Raw genomic sequence first — 22,512 nt, 5'->3', positions numbered from 1 at the left:
GCCACGACCGACGGGCGCACGTTCTGGGGGTCAGACCAGGCCACCGGTGACCAGGTCGGTCACCTGTGCCGGGTCGACCTCGGGCTCACCCACGCTGGGCAGCCCGTCGACACCGACCAGGTCGCCGCCGACGGAGTCCGCGGGCGCCAGGTCGGTCAGGGAGGCGGCCTCGGCGGCCGCCATGGGCAGGACGTCCCCGGCGGCGGGCAGACCGTCGGTGGCCGCGGGGAGCAGGGTGGTGGCTCCCCCGGTCAGGTCCGCGTTCTCGCCCGGGTCCAGGGAGACGGGGGTGTCGGCGCCGGCCATCGGCAGCACCTCGCCGACCGCGGCGGGCGCCTCGTCGACCAGCGCCGGCGCCTCGTCGACGAGAGCGGGCGCCTCAGGAGCGGAGACGGGGTGGGCCAGCGGCAGGGTGCCGCCCCCGGCCCCGCCCAGCAGCGACGTCAGGTCACCGCCCAGCAGACCGGAGAGCGGGTCCACGGCGCCTCCGGCCTGGGGCACGACGTCCTGTCCCGCCAGCTCCTGGGTGGGCAGGCCGCCGAGCACGTCGCCGCCCAGCAGGTCGGAGACGGGGTCACCCGAGGCCGGAGCGGCGGCCCCGTTCGCCAGCGGAACGACGCCCTCCACGCTCTCCAGGTCCAGCGGACCGACGTTCGCGGCGTTGTCCTGGTCCCCGATCGGAGCGTGGACGGGAGCGCCCTCACCCATGACACCGCCGACGGTGTCGACGGGGTTGGACTGGTGGTCGATCTCGGGGGTGGCCGAGATCGTGCCCGGCTCGACCTTGGCCAGGTCGCCGACGGGAGAGGTGACACCCTCGGTCAACTGCGCGGGGACCTGGCTGCCCAGGTCGCCCAGCGGCAGCGCGTCCGTGGCACCGCCGAGCGTGTCGGCCCCCGCGATCCCGGCGCCGAGGGCGACGAAGCCCGCGGTACCGGCGGCCATCAGCGCGGTCCTGGCGGTGGTGCGCGCGGTCTTGAACATGGGATTCCTTCCGGAACTACGTAGGTGTACGGCTGTGTGGGCGGGCGGCGGAGCGGGTGTCGGACCCCGCCAACCCACGGTTCGTGTCCCCTGGCCGGGGGAACGCGTTCCGTTTCCTGCGAACGTTGCGTCCGGTGAGCCTGTCGCGCCTGGAGGGAGCGGCGGGGCTCGGCCGGTGGGCAGTCCCTGGTCTGGCTGACCGTGGACTGACGTGAACCTCGCCGTCGCGGTGCGCGGCTCACGTCAATCCCCAGAGGCGTCCGGGTCCGGGTCCACGAGGGTGGACGTCCCGGGTCTGGGCAAGGAGGTGCCAGAGGGGGAGGGTCGCTGAGCGACCGGAGAACGCCGCTCTAGTCGGGCGAGAAGGTCGGCTCGTCGGCGGAGTCGGCGGGGGCCGAGCGCAGGACGTGCCAGGCGGCCTGGAGCAGGCCGGGAAGCGGGGCGGAGGCCGTGGTGGAGGTCAGATAACCCGCCACGGCGGTGCCGCCGAACGCGCCGTTGGGCGCGGAGGATGACGAGGAGCCCGAGGACGAGGTCACGGCCGACCGCGTGGACTCGATGGCGGAGCGGTGGCGGTCGTCCTCGGTACCCCGGTTACGCACGGTGTCCCCGTCAGTGTCCGAGGGGGCGCCGGAGGCGGTGTCCGGGGCGTGCTCGTGCGCGTCGGCGACGAGGGCGGGGAGGACGTCCACGTCCGCCTCCGGAACATCGTCGCCCGTGCTTGCGGGCGCTGCGGTTCCGGAGTCGTCCGGCCTCTCCCCCGAGTCGGAACGGTGACCCGGGGCGTGCTCGGCCGGACCCCGGACGACAGCGTCGCGGACCTGCTCGACCACTCCTCGGTCGTGGCCGCCGGAGGCGTGCGCGGAGACCGCGTCGGACGCCTGCCGCACCGTCTGCGAGGTGTGCTCACCCACACCGTCGACGGCCCCGCTCAGGGACGGCGCGTGCAGAACCGGTACGGCCTGGGACGCGGCGGGAGTGTCCGCACCGCGCTCGGAGGCGTTCGGGGCCGCGCCCCGCACCTCCGGGGCCTGCCGGTCCTGCCGTGGCCCTGCCGCGGCCCGGTTCTGGGTGGTCTCACCCGAACGACCCCGGTCCGTCTCGGCGGGGCCGTCGGGCTGCGTCGCCTGCCCGACCGGCCCCTCGGCCGAGGGGCGGTCGACCGACGCGTGGACGGGTGCGGCCGACACCAGCCAGGTGGCGACCAGGACTCCGGCGACGAGGGCGGCGAGCAGGAGCGCCCGCCGGACCGGTGCGGAGAGCACGGCGGAACGAGCGCCGGTGGCGCTCGCGAAGCCGTGGAATCCAGACACCGGGGTTCCTTCCGCCGAGGTTTCGTCCGTCGTGTGTGGGGTGGACGGGCTCTGGGGTACGACACCGGAGGTCAGAGCACCCCGGGTCGAGCGGGTCAGGGTCTGGGAAGACTCTCCTGACGTCCGCTGACCGCGACGTTAGCATGAATTGCGCGGCCGGTACCCGGACTCCACAGGAATTCCCCCGCCCCGGCCCCCGCACCCCCCTGGAGGGATGTGGCGCCCCGGGGAAAAACCAACGACAATTCGACTATTACGCCCGAGGGAAACGCGCAATTGCCTACAGAGACCGCCGAACCGGCTCTGCGGAGGTTGACCACCACATGACCGAGATCCCCCAGAGCCCTCCGCCGTCCCCCACCCGCCTGGACGACCTGCTCACCGAGGTGCGCACGCAGCTCGACGTCGGACTGTCCCCGCAGGACCGGGTACGGTCGCTCCTCCAGGCGGTACTGGCCATCGGGGGCGACCTGGACCTGAGCTCCGTACTCCGCCGCCTCACCGAGGCCGCGGCCGAGCTGGCCGGTGCCCGCTACGCCGGGCTGGGAGTGGTCGACGAGGACGGCGGCTTCACCGAGTTCATCCCCGTGGGTGTGAGCCGGGAACAGGCCGAGCGGATCCACCGGTTCCCGCACGGGAGGGGCGTGCTGGCCGCACCGCTCGCCGACCGCGCGCCCCTGCGCCTGTCCGACCTGCGCGACCATCCCGACTTCGCGGGCTTCCCGGACGGGCACCCGCCCATGGCGAGCTTCCTCGGCGTTCCCATCCAGGTGCGCGGCGAGGTGTTCGGCAACCTCTTCCTGGCGGAGAAGGCGGGCGGCGGGGACTTCGACGGTGAGGACGAGACGATCGTCCTGGCGCTCGCGACCGCCGCGGGCGTGGCGATCGAGAACGCGCGCCTGTACGAGGAGGCGCGGCTGCGCGAGCGGTGGCTGGCCGCCTCCACGGAGATCACCACGCGGTTGCTGTCGGGAGCCGACTCCGGCGAGGTCCTCGAACACATGGCCGCGCGGGCGCGCGAGATCGGCGACGCCGACGTCTCCGTCGTCCTGCTGCCCGACCCGAGGGCGCGGGGCCACCTGTTCGCCGAGATCGCCGACGGCCACGTCGCCCAGGAGATCCTGGGCACGGCGGTCGAGATCGACGGCACCCCGTACGGCGACGTGTTCGAGACGGGGGAGCCGGTGAGCATCCCGGACCTGGGCCGGACGAGCTGCCCCATGCTCGCCCACCGCGACCACGGAGCGGGGCTGGTGGTGCCGCTGGGGACACCGGGCAACACCCGCGGTGTGCTGCTCCTCGGGAAGCTGAGCGAACGGGCCCCGTTCGGCCCGACCATACGGCGCATGATCCACAGCTTCTCCGCGCAGGCCGGAGTGGCCCTGGAGCTGGCCGAGGCGCGGGGCGACAACGAGCGGCTGGTCGTCCTGGAGGAGCGCGACCGCATCGCCAAGGACCTGCACGACGTGGTGATCCAGCGGCTGTTCGCCTCCGCGATGACCCTGATGAGCACCATGCGGCTGATCGACTCGCCGGAGGCGGAGGAACGCGTCCAGCGCACCATCGACGACCTGGACTCCACCATCCGCGAGATCCGGTCGACGATCTTCGCCCTCCAGAACCCGCCGAGCCGTGAGGACACCTCGCTGCGGGGCCGCATCCTGCGCCTGGCGGAGAACTCCGCGCACACCCTCGGCTGCCACCCGGGGGTGAGTCTGGACGGGCCGATCGACGCCTCGGTTCCCGACGAGGTCGGTGAGCAGCTGCTCGCGGTGCTCGGCGAGGGGCTGAGCAACGTGGCCCGGCACGCGCGGGCCACGGAGGTACACGTGTCCGTGGTCGTGGAGACGGCGGCGACCACCGGGCGGCCCGCCACGCTCACGCTGACGGTGACCGACAACGGCGTCGGTCTGCCCGCGGAGGGGCGCCGCAGCGGGCTGCGCAACCTCGACGAGCGCGCCCAGGCCCTGGGAGGGGGGTTCACCGCCGCCCGGGGGAAGACCGCGGGCACGGTGCTGACATGGAAGGTGCCCGTCCCCGACATCGAGGACCCGTCCCTGGAGGACTTCTGAACGGTGTGCTCCGAGTCCTCCGCCGCGCTCGGGTCCGCGTTCGGGCACCCTCGGGTCAGGAACGCCTCCTCGGCCGCTCCTGGCCGCACGGCCCTCCCCGCCCGCCGCAGCCGCCAACGGACGCCCGAGGAGCGGCCTACCCCCGGGACGAACTCGGGTGGCACCGGGTGGGGCGCCTCAGCCGGCGGCCGGGGACACCAGGCAGAACTCGTTGCCCTCGGGGTCGCGGAGGACCTGGAACGACCCCTGCGCGTCGGTGACCACGCCGCCGACCGCAACGGCGCCCCGGGCGGCCACCGCCTCGGTCGCCGCGGGGATGTCGTCGACGCGGACGTCGAGGTGCACCCGGTTCGGCGCGGTCCTGGGTGCGGGGTCGGGCTGGAACGAGAGCCGCGGACGCCCGGGAGCCCCGTCCACGTACGCCCACCCGTCCGGCCTGGCCACCGCCGCACCGCCCAGCACGAAGGCCCAGAACCGGGCGAGGGCGGCGGGCTCGGCGGCGTTCACGACCCACTGGTCGAGTGTTCCCACGGTCATGGGCAGACCCTAGTGGAACGTCAGTAACGCCTGCCCCTGAGCTCGGCGACCAGCACGGCGGCCTGGGTACGGCGTTTGAGGTCGAGCTTGGACAGCAGCGCCGAGACGTAGTTCTTGACCGTCTTCTCCGCCAGGTAGAGCCGTTCCCCGATCTGCCGGTTGGTCATGCCCTCGCCGATGAGGTCGAGGATCTGGCGCTCCTGGGGCGTCAGCTCGGCCAGGGGATCGGGTTCGGACTGGGACCCGCGCAGGCGCTCCAGCATCGCCCCGGTACTGCCCGAGTCCAGCAGCGACCCGCCGGAGGCCACCGTCCGTACCGCGCCGACCAGGTCGGCGCCGTGGATCTGTTTGAGCACGTACCCGGCGGCGCCCGCCATGACCGCGTCGTAGAGCGCGTCCTCGTCCGCGAACGAGGTGAGCATGAGGCAGGCGATCTCCGGGTGGTCGGAGCGGATCTCCCGGCACACCTGGACGCCGGACCCTCCGGGGAGCCGCACGTCGAGGACGGCCACGTCCGGCAGGACCACCGGAATCCGGGAGAGCGCCTGTTCCGCGGTGCCCGCCTCGCCGACCACGGTCATGTCGTCCTCGGTCTCCAGGAGCGCCGCCACACCCCGGCGGACCACCTCGTGGTCGTCCACGAGGAAGACCCTGATCCGCTCCCGAGCGCCCTCGGCTCCACCGCCCGTCATCCGCCCATCCCCATCCTGCGTCTCGCGGGTCAGACACCACTCCGACCTAGACCGTAGCGCCTACCGGTGGCCGCGCACGGGCCCTATGGCACGAAACTCCCCGGGCGAAAGTCCCGGAAAGGGACGATTCACGCTACCCGGGGAGCGAACGACCTGGTGACGTATGGTGAGGTGGACGCTACGGCCTCCGGTCCGCCCAGGGGCGGGCCAGTTCGAACGCGCGGCAGGCGGCCAGGACCCGGGCGTCGGCGTGCCGGGGCCCGACGACCTGGAGGCCGACCGGCAGACCGGACTCGGAGAAGCCGCACGGCACACTCGCGGCGGGCTGCTGCGTCATGTTGAACGGGTAGCTGAACCCGGCCCACGACGTCCAGCGGCGCCCCGACAGCGCGGGCGGCGACTCCAGCCCCGCCTCGAAGGCGACGATCGGCATGGCGGGGGTCAGCAGGAGGTCGTACTCCGTGTGGAAGCGTCCCATGCGGGCGCCCATGGACATCCGCAGCGCCATCGCGGTCAGGTAGTCCTGGGCGGTGTAGGTCAGTCCCTCCTCGACGATCTCCCGCAGTCCGGGGTCGAGCAGGTCGCGCTCCCGGCCGGTGAGCGCCTCGGTGGCCTTGGCCGCACCGGAGTACCAGAGCACGTGGAACTCGTCCAGCGACGACGGCAGTCCCGGGTCGGCCTCCTCCACCCGTGCGCCCAGGTCCTGGAACACGCTCACCGCGTCCGCGACGATCCGCGCCACCTCCGGGTCGACGTCGAGGCCGCCCAGCGTGGGGCTGTAGGCGACACGCATGCCGCGCACGAGCTCCTCGGCGTCCGTGCGCAGGCGGACGTCGGCCAGCCCCGGGGCCGGGGGCGCCAGCGCCGCCCAGTCGCGCGGGTCCGGCCCGGTGACGCACTCCAGCATCAGCGCCATGTCGCCGACGGTACGGGTCAGTGGGCCCGTGTGCGCGAGAGAGCCGAACGGACTGGCCGGATAGTGCGGGACCAGACCCCAGGTCGGCTTGATCCCGCAGACCCCGCTGAAACTCGCCGGGATGCGGATGGAGCCGCCCCCGTCGGTTCCGGTGGCGAGCGGGCCCATCCCGGCCGCCACGGCCGCGGCCGCGCCCCCGCTGGAGCCGCCGGGGGTGGTGGACAGGTCCCACGGGTTGCGGGTGACCCCGGTGAGGGGGCTGTCGGTGACCCCCTTCCAGGCCAGTTCCGGGGTGGTCGTCTTGCCGACGAACACGGCGCCCTGCTCGCGCAACCGCGCGACCACCGGGGAGTCCTCGTCCCAGGGGCCGGCCTGGGAGGTGGTGACCGACCCCCGCAGGGTGGGCCAGCCGCGGGTCAGGTGGATGTCCTTGACCGAGGTCGGGACCCCGTCCAGGGCGCCGTCGGGTTCGCCCCGGCGCCACCGCTCCGCGGAGGCCCGGGCCGCCGCCCGCGCCTCCTCCGGCCGCACCAGGCAGAAGGCGTTGAGCGCGGGGTTGTCCTGTTCGATGCGCTCCAGGACCGCGTCCACGGCCTCCACCGGGGACAGTTCTCCGGAGGCGTAGGCGCAGAGCAGTTGTTCGGCGGACAGGTCGGCCGGGCTGGTGGGCACGCCCCCGCGGGCGCGTGGCACATCCGGGGACGGTCGGCTCGCGCCGACAGCCGCACCGCTTCCGTCGATCTCGGTCCGATCGGTACGGATCGTCACTTCAGCCTCCCAGGTCACACCGTGGTCAGGGGTCAGCCGGGCACGTAGCCGCGGCTCTTGTCGACGACGTTGAGCAGTTCGCGCCCGTCGAGGTAGCGGGCGAGGTTGTCCAGGAACAGGTCGACGAGGTCGTCGCGCCAGCCGACGACGTCACCGGACATGTGCGGCGAGACCACGGATCCGGGCAGCTCCCACAGCGGGGAGTCGGTCGCCAGCGGCTCGTCCTCGAACACGTCCAGGGCGGCTCCCGCGATCCGGCCCTTCCGGAGCGCGGTCACCAGGTCGGACTCCACGACGATGGGCCCGCGCGCCACGTTCAGCAGGCGCGCGGTCGGCCTCATCAGCTGGAGGAAGCGCCGGTCGACCAGGCCCCGGGTGGCGTCCGTGAGCGGCGCCGCGACGACCACGTAGTCGGCCTCGGGCAGCGCGGAGACCAGGGTGGGGGCTCCGTCGGCGCCGCGGTCGGCGAGGCTGGACTCGACCACGGAGCGGAAGTCGGGGTCGCCCTGGCGCGCGCGCCGCCCGGAGCCGTGGACCTCCAAGCCCACCGCGGAGAGCCCGCGGGCGATGGTGCGGCCGATCGGTCCGGTGCCCACGACCAGGGCCCGCCGCCCCGCCACGCGCTCGGTCTCCCGGTGCCGCCAGCGGTGCTCGCGCTGGAGGTCCCACGTGTGGTGGAAGTCCTTGGCGAAGGCGATCACCTGGCCGACGACGTACTCGGCGATGGGCTGCTCGAAGATCCCGCGCGAGTTGGTGAGCACGACGTCGCTGTCGACCATGCCGGGGAAGATCAGGTTGTCCACCCCCGTCGTGGCGGCGTGGACCCAGGTCAACGTGTCGGCCTTGGGCCAGGCGGAGGCGAGCGCCTCGGAGAACAGGTCCCAGACCAGCAGGGCGTGCGCGCCGGGCAGGCGCGCGGGCAGCTCGTCGGCGGTGGCGTAGACGACCTCGCCGAGGCCGGGATGGTCGTCGATCCGCTCGTGGCCGGGCGGGAGGTCCTCCCCCCGCAGGACGAGGAGTCGGGGCCGGTGCGGCGCGATGGGACTGTTCACGGGCGTGCACTCCGTTTAACGACGTGGTCAGCGGTGTCGTCCGAGGTGGTGGCGGTCCGCCCCGCACGAGAAACGCTAGGGAGCCGACATGGGATTGTCAACAATCCACAAACCGGCTGTTCTCCGGCGAAACAGGGCTTCCCGACCACCCCGGGGAGGTCGGGATACCCGACTCGCGCACACCTATTGCCGCACGAGACATGTAAACCATAAGATTGTCGACAATCAACAACTCTGTTGTGCCGTCTCCGTCCCCAACAACCACGACCGGGCTCCGCCGTCGAAGGGACATCACCGTTGCCCAGGTACATGACCATCACGCTGGCCAAACGCGGAGTGTCCTGCGTGGCCGAACTCCTGGACAAGGACGCGCCGCGCACCTGTGACGCGGTCTGGAACGCCCTCCCCCAGGGAGACGCCGTCCAGCACGCCAAGTACGCGCGCAACGAGGTCTACACCATGGTGCCGCGGTTCGCCGAGACCGAACCCGGCCAGGAGAACCCCACCGTCACCCCGATCCCCGGCGACGTCGTCTACTTCTCCTTCGAGGGCGGGATGCTCGACCGCGCCTTCAAGGAGGACAAGGGCATCGACCACCTGCCGGGCGTCATCGACCTCGCCCTCTTCTACGGACGCAACAACCTGCTGCTCAACGGCGACGTCGGCTGGGTCCCGGGGAACGTGTTCGCCACGGTCGTGGAGAACCTGCCCGCCATGGCCGAGGCGTGCAACGACGTCTGGCGTTCCGGCAGCGTCGGCGAACGCCTGCTGTACGAGCGTCTCGAACGCTGACCGGGCCACGGCCCGGTCGCCCCGGCATCCCCCGCACGCACATATACGAACCCCACACTTTTCCGGGAGGTGAGTGACCGATGCGGACCGATGGAAATCCCACACCCGCCGAAGGCACCGGCGCGGAGCACGAGGTCGTCGAACTGGCCGCGACCACACGGACCCCGTGGCAGTCGGGGGTCGGCGTCATCGCGCCCTACGACTTCGCCCTCGACCGCGAGCTCTGGCGGTGGACGCCGGACGACGTCTCACTGCACGTCACGCGGTTGCCGTACGTACACGTCCCCGTCACGGTGGACCAGGCGGCGGCCCTGAGCACGGAGCGAAGCGTCGACCCCGCGGTCCGCGCGCTGCTCGCCCCCGAACCGCTGGCCATCGGATACGCCTGCGCCTCCGGCAGCTTCGTGCACGGCATGGACGGGGAACGCCGCCTGCACCGGACCATGACGGCGGCCGGGGCCCCGGCCGCCGTCACGACCTCGGGCGCGCTCGTCCAGGCGCTCGGCGCCCTGGAACTCGACCGGATCGCGGTGGTCACCCCGTACGTGGACAGCGTGACCGACCGCCTCCTGGGGTTCCTGGGCGAGCACGGCGTCGAGGTCACCTCCAGCGTGGGCCTGGGCCTGCTCAGCCACATCTGGAAGGTCACCTACGCCGAGGTCTCCCGGGCGGTGCACTCGGTCGACCACCCCGACGCCCAGGCCATCTACATCAGCTGCACCAACGTCCTCACCTACGACATCATCGCGCCGCTGGAACGCGAACTGGGCAAACCGGTGATCGCGGCCAACCAGGTGACCATGTGGGCGGTGCTGCGGGAGGCCGACAGACACGCCGTCGCCCAGGGCCAGCACCTGCTCGACGTCACGGCACCGAGTGCCGTGTGACCACCGGCCACACCCACCGAAGGAGTGCCATGACCCGGGTCGGATTCCTCTACCCCGGCTACAGTGCCGAAGACGACTACACGGCGTTCGCCGCCATGCTCGGCGGCGGGGTCGAACTCCCCGTCGTGCACACGCTCATGCGCGAGGACGCCCACCGGGTGGACGCCCTGCTCGACGTCGGGGGCGAGGACGTCCTGGCGCCGGGGGCGCGGGAACTGTCCCGGATGCGCGTGGACGCGGCCGTCTGGGCATGCACCAGCGGCAGCTTCGTCTTCGGTTGGGAGGGCGCCCGCAAGCAGGTCCAGGGGGTGCGCAACGCCGCGGGGGTGCCGTCGTCGAGCACCTCGTTCGCGTTCGTGCACGCGCTCCGGCAGCTGCGGGTGACCCGGGTCGCGGTCGCCGCCACCTACCCGGACGACGTCGCCCGGCGCTTCGTCGACTTCCTCGCCGAGGCGGGCGTCACGGTGCTCTCCCTGGCCAGCCACGGGATCGTCACCGCCGCCGAGGTCGGCGAACTCGACCCGGACGAGGTGCTGGACTTCGTCATCTCCAACGACCACCCGCGTGCCGAGGCCATCCTGGTCCCGGACACCGCCCTGCACAGCGCCGACCTCATCGAACCGATGGAGGCCCTGATCGGCAAGACCGTACTCACCGCCAACCAGGTGAGCATCTGGGAGGGGATGCGGCTGGCCGGGGTGACGGCGGCGCGGTCCGGCCCCGGCACCCTCTTCCGTTCCGGCGCCACCGCGGTCACCAGCGCGCTGGCCGCCCGTTAGCCTCGACGACACACCCGACCCGGTGTCCCCGACGAAAGGAATGCGGACCATGCCCGCCCCAGGCCATCTGAGACCCGTGCCCCGGCGGTCCACCGCCGAACTGATCGCCGACCAGCTCAGGTCGGCGATCATGTACGGCTCCCTGGCCCCGGGGGACCAACTCGGGGAGGCGGAGCTGGCGGGACAGCTGGGGGTGAGCCGGGGACCGCTGCGCGAGGCCATGCAGCGGCTCGTCCAGGAGGGGCTGCTGCGCAGCGAACGGCACAGGGGCCTGTTCGTGCGGGAGCTCACCGCGGACGACGTACGGGACGTCTACGTGGCCAGGCTCGCGGTGGAGCGCACCGCGTGCGAACTCATCATGCGCGGGAACCGGGGAGAGGCGCTGGCCCGCCTCACCCCGGCACTCGACCGGCTGGCCGAGGCGGCGCGGAGCCGGGACCGGGACGCGATGAGCGACGCCGACCAGGCCTTCCACCAGACGCTCGTGAGCTGTGCGGGCAACAGCCGCCTGGAGCGGATGGCGCAGACACTGCTGGTGGAGACCCGGATGTGCCTGACGGTCATGCAGGACGTGTACCCGGAGCCCGAGGAGATCCTCGACGAGCACCGCCGCATCCTCGACGCCATCGTCGACGGGGCCGAGGAGCGGCTGCTCGACCTGATCGAGTCGCACATGGTGGACACGGCCCAGCGGATCAACGGGGAGCCCCCGAGGCCGGGGGCCTAGGGGCTCCGCCGAGGACGGCGGGCGCTCAGAGCCCGCCGATCCCCACGTACTTCGTGTCCAGGAACTCCTCGATGCCGACCCGGCCGCCCTCGCGGCCCAGGCCCGAGTGCTTCACGCCCCCGAAGGGCGCCGCGGGGTTGGAGACGATGCCCTGGTTGAGCCCGACCATGCCCGACTCCAGCGCCTCGCTGACCCGGAACGCGCGGTTGAGGTCACGGGTGTAGAGGTAGCTGACCAGGCCGAACTCGGTGTCGTTGGCGGCGGCCACCGCCTCCTGCTCCGTCTCGAAGGTGAGCACGGGGGCCACCGGACCGAAGATCTCGGTGTAGGAGAGCTCGCTGTCCATCGGCACGTCGGCGAGCACGGTGGGCTGGTAGAAGTGCCCGGCGCCCTCCACGGACCCGCCGCCGACCAGTACCCGCGCGCCCCTGCCGACCGCGTCGTCCACGAGCCCCTGGACCTTCTGTCGGGCCTTGTCGTCGATCAGCGGCCCGACCTGGACGCCCTCGTCCACGCCACGGCCCAGCCGCAGCGCCCCCATGCGCTCGCTGAGCCGCGCGGCGAACTCGGCGGCCACACCGGACTGGGCGTAGATGCGGTTGGCGGCGGTGCAGGCCTCACCGATGTTGCGCATCTTGGCGAGCATCGCCCCGTCCACGGCGGCGTCGAGGTCGGCGTCGTCGAAGACCAGGAACGGCGCGTTCCCGCCGAGCTCCATGGAGGTGCGCAGGACCTGCCCCGCGCTCTGTTCGAGGAGTTTGCGCCCGACCGCGGTCGAGCCGGTGAAGGAGAGCTTGCGGATGCGGCCGTCACTCAGGAGGGGTTCGGTGACGGCGCCCGGCGACGTGGTCGGGATGACGCTGAGGACGCCCTCCGGCAGCCCGGCCTCGGCCAGGATGCCCGCCAGCGCGAGGGCGCACAGGGGGGTCTGGTGGGCGGGTTTGAGGATCGCCGTACACCCGGCCGCGATCGCGGGGCCGATCTTGCGGGTGCCCATCGCCATGGGGAAGTTCCAGGGTGTGATGAGCATGGAGGGACCGACGGGCTGGCGCATGATGAGGAAGCGCGACTTCCCGTCGGGCGAGGTCGAGAAACCGCCCTCGATCCGCACCGCCTCCTCCGAGAACCACCGGAGGAACTCGGCGGCGTAGGCGATCTCGCCGCGCGCCTCGGGCAGGGGTTTGCCCATCTCCAGCGTCATGAGGACGGCCAGGTCCTCCTGGCGCTCCATCAACAGCTCGTAGCCCCGGTGCAGGATCTCACCGCGGGTGCGGGGAGCGACCGCGGCCCACTCCCGCTGGGTGCGGTGCGCCGCGTCGAGGGCGGCGAGGGCGTCCTCCTTGCCTGCGTCGGCCACCTCGCAGAGCGTCTCCCCGGTGGAGGGGTCCTCCACCGCGTAGGTCGCCCCGGACGCGGCGTCACGCCACTGCCCCCCGAGGAAGAGCCGCTTGTCCACCTGCGCGACGACCCGTGCTTCCTGATCCGACATGTTCCCCACTCTCCAGTCACGCACCGACCCGGACGGGCGGCCTGTGGTCAGAACTGCCCGGCGTGCGTCCTCTGGACACCGCCCGGCACGGATGTTTCCATAGCACTGTCGATTGTCAACAATCCTACGGAACGCGCAACACGGAATTGAGGCCAGCGCATGGCGGAGCTCTCCCCGATCCTCAAGCAGGCGACCCCGGTCCTCGCGGCACGGGGCGAGGGCGCCTATATCTACGACGAGGATGACCGCCGCTATCTCGACTTCACCGCAGGCATCGGCGTCACCAGCACCGGCCACTGCCACCCCCGGGTCGTGGCCGCCGCCCAGGAGCAGGTGGCCACACTCATCCACGGCCAGTACACCACCGTCATGCACCGACCGCTGCTGCGGCTCACCGAGCGGCTCGGAGACGTCCTCCCCGAGGGCGTCGACCGGCTGTTCTACGTCAACTCCGGCAGCGAGGCCGTCGAGGCCGCGCTGCGGCTGGCCCGGCAGGCGACCGGGCGGCAGAACGCGTTCGTGTTCCAGGGATCCTTCCACGGGCGGACGATGGGCGCGGCGTCGCTGACCACGTCCGGTGTGAAGATCCGGGCGGGGATCGGCCCGCTCGTGCCCGGCGTCGTGGTCAGCCCGTTCCCGTACGCCTACCGCCTGGGGATGACCGAGGAGGACGCGGTCGCCCACGCGCTGCGGGAGTTCGACTACCAGATGACCACGGTGAGCTCGCCGAAGGACACGGCGGCGGTCTTCATCGAGCCGGTGCTGGGCGAGGGGGGTTACGTGCCCGTGCCCGACTCCTTCCTCCGGGGGCTGCGCGAACGCGCGGACCGGCACGGGTTCCTCCTGGTCCTGGACGAGGTGCAGACCGGCTTCGGCCGGACCGGCACCTTCTGGGGCCACGAGCCCTCGGGGGTGCGCCCGGACATCGTCATCACCGCCAAGGGACTGGCGAGCGGCTTCCCCCTCTCGGCGATCGCGGCGCCGGAGTCGATCATGGCCAAGGCGTGGCCGGGGTCGCAGGGCGGCACCTACGGCGGCAACGCGGTGGCGTGCGCGGCGGCGATCGCCACCCTGGACGTGATCCAGGAGGAGGGCCTGGTGGAGAACGCCGCACGGATGGGCGAGCGGCTGCGGCAGGGCCTGGAGAAGGTCGCGGAGGTGCACCCGGTGATCGGCGACGTGCGGGGACGCGGTCTGATGCTGGCCAACGAGTTCACCGCGACCGACGGGTCCCCGGACGCGGCCACCGCGCTGCGCGCCCAGCAGGCCGCGGCCAGGAACGGGCTCCTCCTCCTCACCTGCGGTCCGGCCGGGAACGTCGTCCGGATGATCCCGCCGCTGGTGGTCAACGGCGAGCAGGTCGACACCGCGGTCTCCCTGTGGGCGGCCTCCGTGGAGGAGGCGGCCCGCGGCTGACCGGAACGCAACCGGAACACGCGGCCGCCCGTCTCAGGGGTGGATGCCGATGGGGCGTCCACCCCGAGGCGAGGCGGTGCGTATGGGACGGCGCAAGAGGGACAACGGCGCGATGGCGGCGCGCGGCGGTGTCCGCGTCCAACCCGTGTTCGACCCGGACCTGCCGCCACGCGTCCGGGCACGGCTGCGGGGGAACCCGTCGTCGCTGCTGCGCGAGGCCTCGTCCGAACGCCCCTGGGCGGGGTACCGGAGAAGGCTCCTCGTGGGCGGGGTCGCCGTCGCCGCGGCCCACGTCGCCTGGCTGCTGGGGCAAGGATGGCTGCTGATGGAGGCGACGGGCTGGTACTTCGTCGGACTCCTCGCCCTGGCGGCGGTGACGGCCGCCGGTGGTATCGCCGCGATCCGGGTGACGCCGCACACCGCGCTGCCATCCCGGCTGCGCAGGGGCAGGGGCCGGAAGTGGTGGGTGCTGCTCTGCCTGTCGGTCCTGCCCGTCACGTTTGCTGGCTGGTTCTTCTCCCAGACGTGGACCTGGCTGTTCTTCGTGACGTGGCACGGCCCCTGGCTCGGCTACGCGGCGGTCTCCCTCTGGGTGGCCTTCGGCTGGAGCCGGAACGAACGCCTGGCCGCGGCCCACGCGCACCGCTACCTGGTTCCGGCGGACTTCGACGAGCGCGGCTCCGAGCTGCTCGCCGACGTGCAGAAGACGATCAACACGCTGTGGGCGGCGGGAAAGCTCATGGGTGGGTCGTTCGACGCCGAACAGCCGCTGGGGGTGCTGCGGGCCGAGGAGTGGCGGATCGCGTCGGCCCTGTACCGGTACCAGCAGTTGCGGGCGGAGCACGGTAAGGAGAGCGCCGAGGCCGCGTCGGACCGGGTGCGGACCCTGCTGGCTCGGCAGAACGAGCGGCAGGAGGCGGCCTACGAGCAGTTGTCCGAGCAGGTCGGGCCGATCAGGGAGTACGGGGCCGCGGTCGGGGAGGCCCTGCGAGCGCACACCGAGTGGGAGCAGATCGAGCGGGCCGAGGACCGTGAGGGGCGGATCGACGAACTCAGCGCACGGGTGTCCTCGGAGGAGGGCGTGAGCGTCGGCCTGCTCAGGGACGAGGCGTTGAGCGCGCGGGCCGCCAAGGAGGCCCGGGACGAGCTGATCGACCAGGCGCTCGCGGCGGGACGGTTGCTCGGCCCGGAGTCGCGGGGGCGGGGTTGAGCCCGGACCGGGAGCGGCAGCGCGCACCCCATGTCCCGGGTCACACCAGAAAAGTGCACGAAGCCCTCCCCGCACCGTGATAGAGTCAAAGACGTCGCCAGGGAGGCACGGCCAACCGGGCGACACACAACTGAAGACCTGCACTCGTAGCTCAATGGATAGAGCATCTGACTACGGATCAGAAGGTTGGGGGTTCGAGTCCTCCCGAGTGCGCCACCTTGAGACAGTGGAGATACCGCCGGACCTGGACACCACACAGGCCCGGCGGTTTCTTGTGTGCCCCGAGGAGGGCCGTGTCCGGAGCCGCGATGCACATTCAGTGCACATGGCGTCGGTGCCCCCTCAGGCGGCGAGCACCCGCGACCGGGCCGCGTCCATCGCTTCGGCGACCTCGTCCAGGCGGTCGGGGAACAGGTGCCCGTACCGGTCGAGAGTCATCGTCGCGGTGGCGTGGCCGAGCATCGCTTGCACGACCTTGACGTCCGCCCCGGCCGCGATGGCGAGCGACGCGGCGGTGTGCCGGAGCTTGTGCGGAGTCAGGCCGATGCCGTCGAGCTTGGCCGCCGTGACCGCCTTGCCGAACTCCCGGTTGCGCCAGTTGCGCAGCCGCAGCGCGGCGCCGCGGCGGGTGGTGAAGACCAGCGCGTCATCCGGCCGGCCGTCGACGAACGGCCGCAGTTCCTCGGCCAGGAACGGCAGGATCGGGACCGTACGGAACTTGCCCGTCTTCGGAAGCTGTTCGATGAGCGTGCCTTCGACTTCGGCGAAGGCGGTCACGACGCGGATCCGCCGACGGGACAGATCCACCCTGCCGACCCGCAGGGTGGCGGCCTCCTTCCAGCGCAGGCCGGTGTAGGCGAGCAGGAGGATCAACGCCCGGTTGTTGTGGGCGGACGCGGCCACCTGGTCGTACGTGGTGCGCAGGGACGCGGCAGCGTTCGCGAGCCGCTCCACCTGGTCGTGGTCGAGGTAGACGTGTTCGGACTCGGACGGCTTGGGCAGCGGAACGCCCCGGGCCGGGTTGGTCGGAATGCGGCGGGGGACGCACCAGCCCAGGACCATCGCCAGAACCCCGTGTGCCAACCGGGTCTGTGAGGAGCCCAGGTTGGCGCCGCCCTCGTCCCGCGGCTGCTGGAGTCGGGCCACCCAGACGGCGACGTCCTCGGTGTGCACTGCCGAGAGCGGGAGGTCTCCCCAGCGGGGCAGGACGTGGGTGTCCAGGAGAGCCCGGTACTTCCACCAGGTCGAGCGCTTGATGTCCGTGCGGGCGGTCAGCCACTTCTCGGCCATCTCCCCCACCGTCACCTTGCCGTCGTGCGGGTTGCGGTAGGAGCCCTCGTGCAGGCTGTTCTCGATCTCGGTCTGTCTCTTCTCAGCGTCCGGCTTCTTCTTGAACGTTCCGCCGCTCTTCATCCGGCCGGAGGGATCGTAGTAGCGGACCATCCAGCGGGCGGGCGGTGTGCGTTTGGCGTCCTTGGCCTTCCTCACGGCCTCGTTGTACGTCTTGTCCTTGGTGCGGTCGTAGACCCACGCGCGAGCCATCAGAGGTGTTCCTTCCAGGGGGTAGGGGTTAGCGGGATCGGACCCAGGCGTGGACCTCGTCCGGGAGGTAGCGCACGTACCGGCCAACACGGTGGGAGGGCGGACCGTCGCCCTTGTACCGCCACTCATAGAGCGTCTTGGCTGGAACACCGAGGTAAGCGGCTGTGTCCTTCACCGACCACAACGCGGCACGAGAGTCGGGGACGATCGAAGCGGTTGCTGTTGGAGTCATGCGGCCCTCGTCTCGTGCGTTGCCGAAAGATCGTTCTGCCGTGCCGCGTCGAGTTGGGCGCGGCGTTTGAGGGACTCACCGACCGCCCGGAGTAGCCGCCTCTCGCGGGGAGCCACGTCCGGATCGGTGGGTCTAGCCAGTTCCCAGGCGAACCGTCCGGAGTTGACCGAGGTCAGCGCGAGTGAGGATGGATCGTTCTCGTCCTCCTGGCCGTCGTCGCCATCGATACGATCGATGCGATCGATCCCAAGGGCGTTGAGTACCCAGGTGAGCCGGTCGGCTTTGTGATCGGCGAGGGTCTTGCCCGACCACTTGCGCGAGACCAGGACCCGCCGTCCGGCGTAGCCCAGGTGTTCGCGACGGTGTGCCTTGGACCGGCAGAACCCGGGGCGGAGTCCCGCCTTGGGTTGGTCGGGTTGGATGCCGTAGCGGAGCCAGTTCGCGCACCGGGGCGAGCACGGTTCGAACCGCAACGCGTCCAACAGCCGGTCCACGTGCTGTTCCTGCGAGACCGTTTCGACCTCGTGGCACTCGGCGATGTCCTTGGTCAGGTACTTGGCCAGGTAGCGCACGCACCGGTCCGCGTCCGCTGATCCGGCCACGACACCCTTGGCGTCCACCTGTCGGCCGAACCGAACGACGTGATGAGGTTCAGCGTCGGGATCCTCGTCCAGGGCGTCCAATGCCTCGTCCCAGGTGGGTAGGAGTTGACCGGTCGACGGGTCGACATAGGCACCTGTCGCTTCGTCCCAGATGGGTAGCCGGTCGCCCTCGAAGCGGACCGTGTCGGCATTGGGCCACCACACCTGGTGATACGTGGCGGCGGCGATCTGGCGCAGCTCCGCCCGGGGGATCGTCCCCCTCGTGGCCATGTGCAGATGAGGTGCCAACCGCCGTTGCGGTTCCACGGCCGCGAAGTACTGCACATCGAACCCCGCGACCCGTCGCAGGTTCTGTACGAACCGATCGACCAGCTTGGAGAAGTGCAGGGCATCCCGAGCCGCCCGCCGGTAGTCGTAGGTCGCCGGGTCGACGGGGGTGCCGTCTGACTTCACCCGCCCATAGGAGTCGAGGGTGAGCGTGATGAACAGCGACGGTCGGAACGTCCGGCCGGTGTTGGGGTCGGTGTAGGCCCGCCCCACCGTCTTCCTGGTCATGGGTCGCTTGGGAAGGTCCGGGACGTCCTGGCGACGCTTGGTGGAGCGGACCCGGCGCGGCCCCGACGAGCCAGCCGAGCGGGTCACCGAGCCCCGGAGGCCAGAGGCGGTGATCTCCTCGTCCAGGTCCGAGATGACCACGTCCAGTTCGGCCAGCTCGTCAGCCGAGGCGTCCCCGGACGCGGCGAGTCGGTCCCGTTCTGCGGTGACCACGGCGCGTTGTTCCACCCAGCCCCGTTGCGTCTCCGAAGGCGGGTCAGGCTCCACGACGGGTTCCTCTGCCAGGTGCCAGCCCTCTTCACACTGGGTCCGCCGCAGGGACCGCTTCCGTTTCGTGCAGGCGGGGCAGCGGGATTCGAGGGTAGACCCGCAGGGGACGTCCACGATCTCGGTGGCACCGGTGGCGATGTCGGTGCGTCGAAGAGAGACCGGGCGGATACACACCCCGTGATCGGCGGCCACCCGTTCGGCGACCTCACGGGCCAGGGGTTGCGCGAGCCGCTCAGCCCGGGTCGACTTACCGGTAGGAGTCGTCATCAACCCACCCCCGATGAGGAGTCCCATGCCCAGGCGCGAGCGGTACACCCATGCTGAACTGAAGCGCCTTGTACCGCGCTGGTCCGCTGTGATCGCCCTGGGAGTAGCCGTCGCCAGTGCGACCGTTCTCGCCTACGGCGGTGCCTGGCAATACGTGGTTCTCGGAATCCTGGTGATCGCCTCGATCTTCGCGATACGGGTGTGGCAGATGTTCGCGAACGCAACCAAGGGCCCTCAGGACCCTTCCACCTCCTGAGGAGGAGCACAGCCCGTAGGCCCCGATCGACTCGGACGAACACACACTCACGATTACAGAGCGGAAGGCCCCCACCGCATGGAACCCAAGCCGCCCCGTCCATGGTTCGTGATCCTGAGCAGCGTCATCGTGGTAGGTGCCGCCACATGGCTGGTGACGGGACCGGAGATCAGCGGCTCCTTCACCTTCATGCTGTGGGACATACTCATCACCTGGCTGATCTGCCTGGCCTTGGGCGTCTACACGTACGTGACCAAGAGACGCGCCTTCCGGGAACATCAGGCCGCCCCTCCCCCAGGGGAAGAGTCCGCCCCGTAGGCCCACCCACAACCGATCTGAGGCTTCGTCATGACCAGATCCGATGTGTTCCGTGTAGCCATCACGGTTCTGCCGTACCTGATCTGGATGGTTCTGCTTGCTTACGGGAGCGAGACTGCCCAGTTGGTCTGGATCGGCGTTTGCGGTCTGGCCCTGATGGCCGCGTTCGTGCTCACTCGGCGGGTGCGTAGAGCACAGGATCATGACGCCCCTCCGTCCGAGGAGGGGTCCGGGCCGTAGACCTCGGTCATTGTGGTGATGTCGTCGTCGGAGACGTACGCGGCCCGGACCCGTACCGGTGCCGGGGAGCCTTCCATCCGGACGTAGCCCACCCCGGGAAGACCGGGGTCGATCAGATGCGCGTTCGCCCCACGGTCCCGGGCGCCCTCCCCGAGGATCATGTCGACCTGGGACGCCTCGTCCAGCACCACCAACACGAACGGCTCCGCCACCGTGGGGATGTGGGAGCGCTGGCGACCGGCGTACCGTCGTGCCCGGTCCTGCATCTGGCTCACGGCCAGTTCGAGGACCGCCACCGCGGATTCGCCGTCATCGGCGTACCGGGCGAACAGGCCCCGCCCGTAGGACAGCTCCATCCGCTTGGGATCGATCGCCCACACCTGCGCCATCCCCTCAGCAACGGCCGGGAGGATGGCGCGGATGGCGGACCAGATCACCGGCCCCTTCCCGGACCCGGTCACCCCGGCCACCAGGACGTGAGTCCCGTGGAGCCGAAGCCGCCACTGCGACCCGTCTTCAGTGACGCCGACCGGCAGCGCGGACAGATCCACGTGGTGGGTCATCGGGAAGGCGTCCAGGGGTTCGGCCAACGTGTCGTGTCGGGGGAACTCCAGGGTGATCTTGCGCGGCCCCTCCACCACCACACGACAGGACGGAGCGCCGAACCCGTGCGCCAGCTCGGCCACCCGGGTCTCGAAATCCGTGGGGGAGGTTCCGGCCACGAGGGTGACCCGGACCCGGTCCGCCCAGGACGTGCACACCACCCGGCGGATGCGGGGGAGGTAGCGGCGTTCCTGGTAGGACTCGGCCAGCCCGGAGATGACCAGGACAGGTTGCCAGTGCCGGCGGCAAACGAACACGTGCCGCCACCACGCCAACAACCGCAGCGTCACCCACCGGCGGAAGGAATCCGGCCACACGCGCCACCACACCAGAGAGGCCACCGAGGCGGCCCCGCCCAGCACGGCCAGACCCAGCCAGCCGAACCACCACCACACCGCAGCCGAGGAAGCCAGTGAGCCGACCATGACGGGGAACCGGAACGGCAACGTGACCAGGAAACGCACCAGCCGCCGCACCCGTGCCGTTCCTGACCGAGATCACCTCGAACGCTGCGACGGCGACGATGATCCTTCCGGTCATCGCGGCCTGCGCGGTCTCACCGAACGCCCACCCCTACGCGCTGACGGCCCCTGCGCGATGGCCGCGAACCGCGCGTTCATGGTTCCGGTGGGCACCCCTCCGGACGCGGTCATGTTCGGTACCGGGAAGGCGGCGGTCAGATCCGGGTTCTGACCGCCGCCATGACCGCCCTCACCCTCGCCGTCGCGAGGGCGCTCCACCTGCTCCCGGCACTGTGGGGAATCGACCTCATGTCCGTTCCCGCCTCGTTCCGGTGACCGGCGTCCGTTCCCCCGCCGGGTCCCGGTCGGGCCGACCGGGACCCGGCGGAACGGGCGCTCATACGGCCGCCGGCACCTCGGAGCCGATCGTCGCGGCGGGGTAGTCGATGTACCCCTCCGCCCCTCCTCCGTACAGGTTCTCGGTCGGCGGTCCCGCGAGCGGGAGGCCGTGGGCCAGGCGAGCAGGCAGGTCCGGGTTGGTCATGAACAGGCGGCCGAGGGCGACCACGTCCGCGTGCCCGTCCCGCACCAGCCGCGCCCCCTTCTCGGGGCTGCTCGGCACCGGGCCGTTGGTGTTGGCGACGAGCGTTCCCGACCAGCGCGTCCGCAGGTCGGCGATGGCCCCGTACGCGCCGTTCTCCAGTACGTGCAGGTAGGCCAGGCCCCATGGGTCGAGTGTGTCGACCAGCGTTCGGTACGTGGTGGGCGCGTCGACCTCGGCGAGCTGGTTCTCGGCGTTGTCCGGTGAGATGCGCAGGCCAACGCGGTCCGCGCCGACCTCTGCGGCGACCGCCTCGACCACCTCCGTGACGAACCGCAGGCGGCAGGCGACGGAGCCGCCGTACCCGTCCGTGCGCAGGTTGGTGTTGTCGGCGATGAACTGATGGATGAGGTAGCCGTTCGCGCCGTGGATCTCCACGCCGTCGAAGCCCGCCCGGATCGCGCGCCGGGCCGCGGACGCGAAGTCCCCCACCGTCCGGCCGATCTCACCGGCCGTCAGTTCACGCGGGGTCACGTGGTCGAGCAGCCCGTCCCGGGTGAAGATCTGCTTCCCCTCGATGGCGACGGCCGACGGCGCCACCGGCGGTTCGCCGTTCGGCAGCGTCACCGGGTGCGTCATCCGGCCCACGTGCCACAGCTGGGCGAAGATCGTTCCTCCCTCGGCGTGCACCGCGTCCGTCACCCCTCTCCACCCGTGCACCTGCGCGTCGGTCGTCAGCCCCGGGATACCGGGGCCGCCCTTGGCGAGCGCGTTGACGTGCACGCCCTCGGTGATCAGCAGCCCCGCTCCGGAGCGCTGACGGTAGTACGTCGCCGCGTGCGGGCTCGGGACCCCCGTCACGTCGTCGGCCCGGCCCCGTGTCATCGGGGCCATCGCCACGCGGTTCGCCAGGTCCAGAGTTCCTCTCCGGTACGGCTCCAGTAGTTCCCGCACGTGCCCGCCCTCTTCCGTTGCGCTTGTGTCCTGTCCC

At 71.4% G+C, this 22,512-nt stretch carries 21 protein-coding genes and 1 tRNA gene; 10 read left to right on the top strand and 12 right to left on the bottom strand.

The features are described 5' to 3' along the window. Positions 1-30: 30 nt before the first annotated feature. The gene (locus tag ACTVAJ_RS17415; protein WP_470389229.1) at positions 31-984 is read right to left on the bottom strand and encodes a hypothetical protein; all 954 of its coding nucleotides are present in this window, start codon (positions 982-984) and stop codon (positions 31-33) included. A gap of 350 nt (positions 985-1,334) precedes the next feature. Beyond that, on the bottom strand, positions 1,335-2,297 hold the full coding sequence (locus tag ACTVAJ_RS17410) for a hypothetical protein (protein WP_470389228.1): 963 nt from the start codon (positions 2,295-2,297) through the stop codon (positions 1,335-1,337). Positions 2,298-2,620: 323 nt separating this feature from the next. Here ACTVAJ_RS17410 and ACTVAJ_RS17405 point away from each other — a divergent pair, with 323 nt between their 5' ends. Continuing rightward, complete coding sequence (locus tag ACTVAJ_RS17405) at positions 2,621-4,369, top strand: sensor histidine kinase (RefSeq protein ID WP_470389227.1); 1,749 nt, start codon at positions 2,621-2,623, stop codon at positions 4,367-4,369. A gap of 177 nt (positions 4,370-4,546) precedes the next feature. On the opposite strand, the gene ACTVAJ_RS17400 is transcribed toward ACTVAJ_RS17405, so the two are convergent. From ACTVAJ_RS17400 to ACTVAJ_RS17385, 4 genes are all read right to left on the bottom strand, one after another. Next, positions 4,547-4,906 (bottom strand): VOC family protein, encoded by a 360-nt coding sequence (locus ACTVAJ_RS17400; protein ID WP_470389226.1) that lies wholly within the window; start codon positions 4,904-4,906, stop codon positions 4,547-4,549. Between the two features lie 20 nt (positions 4,907-4,926). Next, on the bottom strand, positions 4,927-5,598 hold the full coding sequence (locus ACTVAJ_RS17395) for a response regulator (protein ID WP_470389225.1): 672 nt from the start codon (positions 5,596-5,598) through the stop codon (positions 4,927-4,929). Positions 5,599-5,776: 178 nt separating this feature from the next. Continuing rightward, entirely contained in the window at positions 5,777-7,282 is a 1,506-nt protein-coding gene (locus tag ACTVAJ_RS17390) for an amidase (RefSeq protein ID WP_470389224.1), read from the bottom strand. Positions 7,283-7,314: 32 nt separating this feature from the next. After that, positions 7,315-8,334 carry a D-2-hydroxyacid dehydrogenase gene (locus tag ACTVAJ_RS17385; protein ID WP_470389223.1) on the bottom strand — a complete coding sequence of 340 codons (1,020 nt, stop codon included), beginning with the start codon at positions 8,332-8,334 and terminating at the stop codon, positions 7,315-7,317. A 309-nt stretch (positions 8,335-8,643) separates the two neighbouring features. On the opposite strand from ACTVAJ_RS17385, the gene ACTVAJ_RS17380 reads away from it, so the two are divergent. From ACTVAJ_RS17380 to ACTVAJ_RS17365, 4 genes are all read left to right on the top strand, one after another. After that, positions 8,644-9,126: a DUF3830 family protein gene (locus tag ACTVAJ_RS17380; protein WP_470389222.1), complete on the top strand. Its 483-nt coding sequence runs from the start codon at positions 8,644-8,646 to the stop codon at positions 9,124-9,126. An 80-nt stretch (positions 9,127-9,206) separates the two neighbouring features. Further along, positions 9,207-10,013 (top strand): maleate cis-trans isomerase family protein, encoded by an 807-nt coding sequence (locus ACTVAJ_RS17375; RefSeq protein WP_470389221.1) that lies wholly within the window; start codon positions 9,207-9,209, stop codon positions 10,011-10,013. Positions 10,014-10,042: 29 nt separating this feature from the next. Next, the gene (locus ACTVAJ_RS17370) at positions 10,043-10,792 is read left to right on the top strand and encodes a maleate cis-trans isomerase family protein (RefSeq protein ID WP_470389220.1); all 750 of its coding nucleotides are present in this window, start codon (positions 10,043-10,045) and stop codon (positions 10,790-10,792) included. 49 nt (positions 10,793-10,841) lie between these two features. Then, the gene (locus tag ACTVAJ_RS17365) at positions 10,842-11,519 is read left to right on the top strand and encodes a GntR family transcriptional regulator (protein ID WP_470389219.1); all 678 of its coding nucleotides are present in this window, start codon (positions 10,842-10,844) and stop codon (positions 11,517-11,519) included. A gap of 25 nt (positions 11,520-11,544) precedes the next feature. On the opposite strand, the gene ACTVAJ_RS17360 is transcribed toward ACTVAJ_RS17365, so the two are convergent. Further along, complete coding sequence (locus ACTVAJ_RS17360) at positions 11,545-13,008, bottom strand: NAD-dependent succinate-semialdehyde dehydrogenase (RefSeq protein ID WP_470389218.1); 1,464 nt, start codon at positions 13,006-13,008, stop codon at positions 11,545-11,547. Positions 13,009-13,167: 159 nt separating this feature from the next. On the opposite strand from ACTVAJ_RS17360, the gene ACTVAJ_RS17355 reads away from it, so the two are divergent. From ACTVAJ_RS17355 to ACTVAJ_RS17345, 3 genes are all read left to right on the top strand, one after another. Next, positions 13,168-14,424, top strand: coding sequence for an aspartate aminotransferase family protein (locus ACTVAJ_RS17355; protein ID WP_470389217.1), 1,257 nt, complete (start codon positions 13,168-13,170; stop codon positions 14,422-14,424). An 82-nt stretch (positions 14,425-14,506) separates the two neighbouring features. Beyond that, on the top strand, positions 14,507-15,634 hold the full coding sequence (locus tag ACTVAJ_RS17350; protein WP_470389216.1) for a hypothetical protein: 1,128 nt from the start codon (positions 14,507-14,509) through the stop codon (positions 15,632-15,634). Positions 15,635-15,774: 140 nt separating this feature from the next. Then, positions 15,775-15,850, top strand: a tRNA-Arg gene (locus ACTVAJ_RS17345). A 126-nt stretch (positions 15,851-15,976) separates the two neighbouring features. Here the strand turns inward: ACTVAJ_RS17345 and ACTVAJ_RS17340 are convergent. Genes ACTVAJ_RS17340 through ACTVAJ_RS17330 form a run of 3 tightly spaced genes read right to left on the bottom strand, consistent with a single transcriptional unit; the run spans position 15,977 to position 19,102 of the window. Then, positions 15,977-17,176, bottom strand: coding sequence for a tyrosine-type recombinase/integrase (locus ACTVAJ_RS17340; RefSeq protein WP_470389215.1), 1,200 nt, complete (start codon positions 17,174-17,176; stop codon positions 15,977-15,979). A 28-nt stretch (positions 17,177-17,204) separates the two neighbouring features. Then, the gene (locus ACTVAJ_RS17335) at positions 17,205-17,408 is read right to left on the bottom strand and encodes a helix-turn-helix transcriptional regulator (protein WP_470389214.1); all 204 of its coding nucleotides are present in this window, start codon (positions 17,406-17,408) and stop codon (positions 17,205-17,207) included. Next, entirely contained in the window at positions 17,405-19,102 is a 1,698-nt protein-coding gene (locus tag ACTVAJ_RS17330) for a replication initiator (RefSeq protein WP_470389213.1), read from the bottom strand. Before ACTVAJ_RS17330 ends, ACTVAJ_RS17335 begins: the two co-directional genes overlap by 4 nt. A gap of 25 nt (positions 19,103-19,127) precedes the next feature. Between ACTVAJ_RS17330 and ACTVAJ_RS17325 the strand changes: the two genes are divergently transcribed. Then, on the top strand, positions 19,128-19,358 hold the full coding sequence (locus tag ACTVAJ_RS17325; RefSeq protein ID WP_470389212.1) for a hypothetical protein: 231 nt from the start codon (positions 19,128-19,130) through the stop codon (positions 19,356-19,358). A gap of 153 nt (positions 19,359-19,511) precedes the next feature. Next, a complete protein-coding gene (locus tag ACTVAJ_RS17320) occupies positions 19,512-19,676 on the top strand; it encodes a hypothetical protein (RefSeq protein WP_470389211.1) in 165 nt (54 codons plus the stop codon). A 200-nt stretch (positions 19,677-19,876) separates the two neighbouring features. Here ACTVAJ_RS17320 and ACTVAJ_RS17315 read toward each other — a convergent pair whose 3' ends face one another. Both ACTVAJ_RS17315 and ACTVAJ_RS17310 read right to left on the bottom strand, forming a co-directional pair. After that, entirely contained in the window at positions 19,877-20,944 is a 1,068-nt protein-coding gene (locus ACTVAJ_RS17315; protein WP_470389327.1) for an FtsK/SpoIIIE domain-containing protein, read from the bottom strand. 433 nt (positions 20,945-21,377) lie between these two features. Beyond that, positions 21,378-22,475, bottom strand: coding sequence for an alkene reductase (locus tag ACTVAJ_RS17310; RefSeq protein ID WP_470389210.1), 1,098 nt, complete (start codon positions 22,473-22,475; stop codon positions 21,378-21,380). Positions 22,476-22,512: the final 37 nt, after the last annotated feature.

This window comes from Nocardiopsis sp. KDC1DS13DA1 (assembly GCF_055632325.1).
Note: the sequence above shows the minus strand (reverse complement) of the source record. Positions and strands in the feature narration are given on the sequence as shown.

Coding starts and splice junctions, on each gene's coding strand:
- ACTVAJ_RS17415 (WP_470389229.1), bottom strand. CDS start 984: ATGTTCAAGACCGCGCGCACCACCGCCAGGACCGCGCTGATGGCCGCC.
- ACTVAJ_RS17405 (WP_470389227.1), top strand. CDS start 2,621: ATGACCGAGATCCCCCAGAGCCCTCCGCCGTCCCCCACCCGCCTGGAC.
- ACTVAJ_RS17400 (WP_470389226.1), bottom strand. CDS start 4,906: ATGACCGTGGGAACACTCGACCAGTGGGTCGTGAACGCCGCCGAGCCC.
- ACTVAJ_RS17395 (WP_470389225.1), bottom strand. CDS start 5,598: ATGACGGGCGGTGGAGCCGAGGGCGCTCGGGAGCGGATCAGGGTCTTC.
- ACTVAJ_RS17380 (WP_470389222.1), top strand. CDS start 8,644: ATGACCATCACGCTGGCCAAACGCGGAGTGTCCTGCGTGGCCGAACTC.
- ACTVAJ_RS17375 (WP_470389221.1), top strand. CDS start 9,207: ATGCGGACCGATGGAAATCCCACACCCGCCGAAGGCACCGGCGCGGAG.
- ACTVAJ_RS17370 (WP_470389220.1), top strand. CDS start 10,043: ATGACCCGGGTCGGATTCCTCTACCCCGGCTACAGTGCCGAAGACGAC.
- ACTVAJ_RS17365 (WP_470389219.1), top strand. CDS start 10,842: ATGCCCGCCCCAGGCCATCTGAGACCCGTGCCCCGGCGGTCCACCGCC.
- ACTVAJ_RS17360 (WP_470389218.1), bottom strand. CDS start 13,008: ATGTCGGATCAGGAAGCACGGGTCGTCGCGCAGGTGGACAAGCGGCTC.
- ACTVAJ_RS17355 (WP_470389217.1), top strand. CDS start 13,168: ATGGCGGAGCTCTCCCCGATCCTCAAGCAGGCGACCCCGGTCCTCGCG.
- ACTVAJ_RS17350 (WP_470389216.1), top strand. CDS start 14,507: ATGGGACGGCGCAAGAGGGACAACGGCGCGATGGCGGCGCGCGGCGGT.
- ACTVAJ_RS17340 (WP_470389215.1), bottom strand. CDS start 17,176: ATGGCTCGCGCGTGGGTCTACGACCGCACCAAGGACAAGACGTACAAC.
- ACTVAJ_RS17335 (WP_470389214.1), bottom strand. CDS start 17,408: ATGACTCCAACAGCAACCGCTTCGATCGTCCCCGACTCTCGTGCCGCG.
- ACTVAJ_RS17330 (WP_470389213.1), bottom strand. CDS start 19,102: ATGACGACTCCTACCGGTAAGTCGACCCGGGCTGAGCGGCTCGCGCAA.
- ACTVAJ_RS17325 (WP_470389212.1), top strand. CDS start 19,128: ATGCCCAGGCGCGAGCGGTACACCCATGCTGAACTGAAGCGCCTTGTA.
- ACTVAJ_RS17315 (WP_470389327.1), bottom strand. CDS start 20,944: ATGGTCGGCTCACTGGCTTCCTCGGCTGCGGTGTGGTGGTGGTTCGGC.